The following is a 1,247-nucleotide window of genomic DNA, read 5'->3' on the forward strand; positions in this document are numbered from 1 at the left end:
CCCACACCGTCAGCCGCTGGTTGGCCTTCATCAGCAGCGGAACCAGCAGGTACGCCGAGACCGGAACCACGATCACGGTCAGGATCAGCGTCTTCACGAAGACTGGCAGCCCGCCCATCTCGGGGCCGAGCAAGGCCAGCGCGAGGGTGATGGTCGGGTACACGGCCAGCCAGGTGATCAGCGCGCGCCGGTGCACCGACGGCATGGCGGCGGGGGTGGCGACGACAGCGGCGGGGGTGATGGTGGTGGTCATTGTTCGCTCCTAGCGACCGTGTTCCCATTCTCTGGCGAGACGGTCCGTCTCGTCTCATGAAGTACGTTAGCCCGCCGCCGAAACGCTGTCAAGACGAGACGTACCGTCTCGTTTCCGGAGTATGCTGAACCCATGCCCCAGCCGCCCAACCCCGAACTGCGCAGCGCCAAGTCCCATCAGGCGATCCTCGACGCCACCTTCGAACTCGCCGTGCGCAACGGCTACGGCAAGCTCACCATCGAGGCCATCGCCTCCCACGCGGGCGTCGGCAAGCAGACCATCTACCGCTGGTGGCCCTCCAAGGGCGCGATCGCCCTCGAGGCCATCAACGACCAGGTCGGTTCCGCCACCGACTTCCCCGACACCGGCGACATCGCCGCCGACCTGACCACCCAGATCACCGCCTTGTCACGCATGCTCGCCGGCGACGCCGGCTGCGTCTACCGCGGTGTCATCGCCGAGGCCCAGAACGACCCGAAACTCCTCCAGATGGTCCGCGAAACGTTCATCGAACCCCGCACCCGCATGGCCGGCCGCCGCCTCGAAACCGCCATGCGCGCCGGCCAGATCCGCGACGACCTCCCCCTCCTGACCATGACCAACATGCTCTACGGCCCGGTCTACCTCCGCTTCCTCCTCGGCGCGGGCGAGCTACTCGACGTCCCGACCCTGGTCGAGCCCGTCCTCGAAGGCCTGCGGCCCCGAAACTAGACGCTGGGCATCAACCCTGTCGGCGTGCTCGTGCAGTCGCTCGTAATCGGCGACCGAGATGACAACCGCTATCTCGCTGCCGCCGTCGGTGATGATCGCTTCCGCACCGGTGGCTGCCACACCGCGCACGATCGCCTCGAGCCGCGTCCGCGGATCGTTCAGGCCATATCTGTTCGCGCCCTCCATGTTTGGTTATTCGGGGGCCGCCAGGACATGGATCGGCGCGACACGACAGCGCACCGATACGACAGCGGCGCGGACCGGGAGGTCCGCGCCGCTGTCG

General features: G+C 67.4%; 3 protein-coding genes. 1 reads left to right on the forward strand and 2 read right to left on the reverse strand.

Features of this window, described 5'->3' with window-relative positions; all coding sequences use genetic code 11:
* The coding region (locus tag ACFV4K_RS35660; protein WP_379280695.1) for a hypothetical protein at nucleotides 1-253 on the reverse strand (253 nt) is incomplete at its 3' end.
* 132 nt (nucleotides 254-385) lie between these two features.
* On the opposite strand from ACFV4K_RS35660, the gene ACFV4K_RS35665 reads away from it, so the two are divergent.
* Nucleotides 386-964: a TetR/AcrR family transcriptional regulator gene (locus tag ACFV4K_RS35665; RefSeq protein ID WP_379280696.1), complete on the forward strand. Its 579-nt coding sequence runs from the start codon at nucleotides 386-388 to the stop codon at nucleotides 962-964.
* Here the strand turns inward: ACFV4K_RS35665 and ACFV4K_RS35670 are convergent.
* Nucleotides 905-1,150 carry a type II toxin-antitoxin system Phd/YefM family antitoxin gene (locus ACFV4K_RS35670; RefSeq protein ID WP_379280697.1) on the reverse strand — a complete coding sequence of 82 codons (246 nt, stop codon included), beginning with the start codon at nucleotides 1,148-1,150 and terminating at the stop codon, nucleotides 905-907. The two genes, ACFV4K_RS35665 and ACFV4K_RS35670, sit on opposite strands and share 60 nt — an antisense overlap.
* Between the last annotated feature and the right edge of the window lie 97 nt (nucleotides 1,151-1,247).

The sequence above is a fragment of the Nocardia sp. NPDC059764 genome, assembly GCF_042732555.1.
Taxonomy (GTDB): Bacteria; Actinomycetota; Actinomycetes; order Mycobacteriales; family Mycobacteriaceae; genus Nocardia.

Excerpts from the sequence above, each read along its gene's own strand:
- ACFV4K_RS35665 (WP_379280696.1), top strand. The coding sequence starts at position 386 with ATGCCCCAGCCGCCCAACCCCGAACTGCGCAGCGCCAAGTCCCATCAG.
- ACFV4K_RS35670 (WP_379280697.1), bottom strand. The coding sequence starts at position 1,150 with ATGGAGGGCGCGAACAGATATGGCCTGAACGATCCGCGGACGCGGCTC.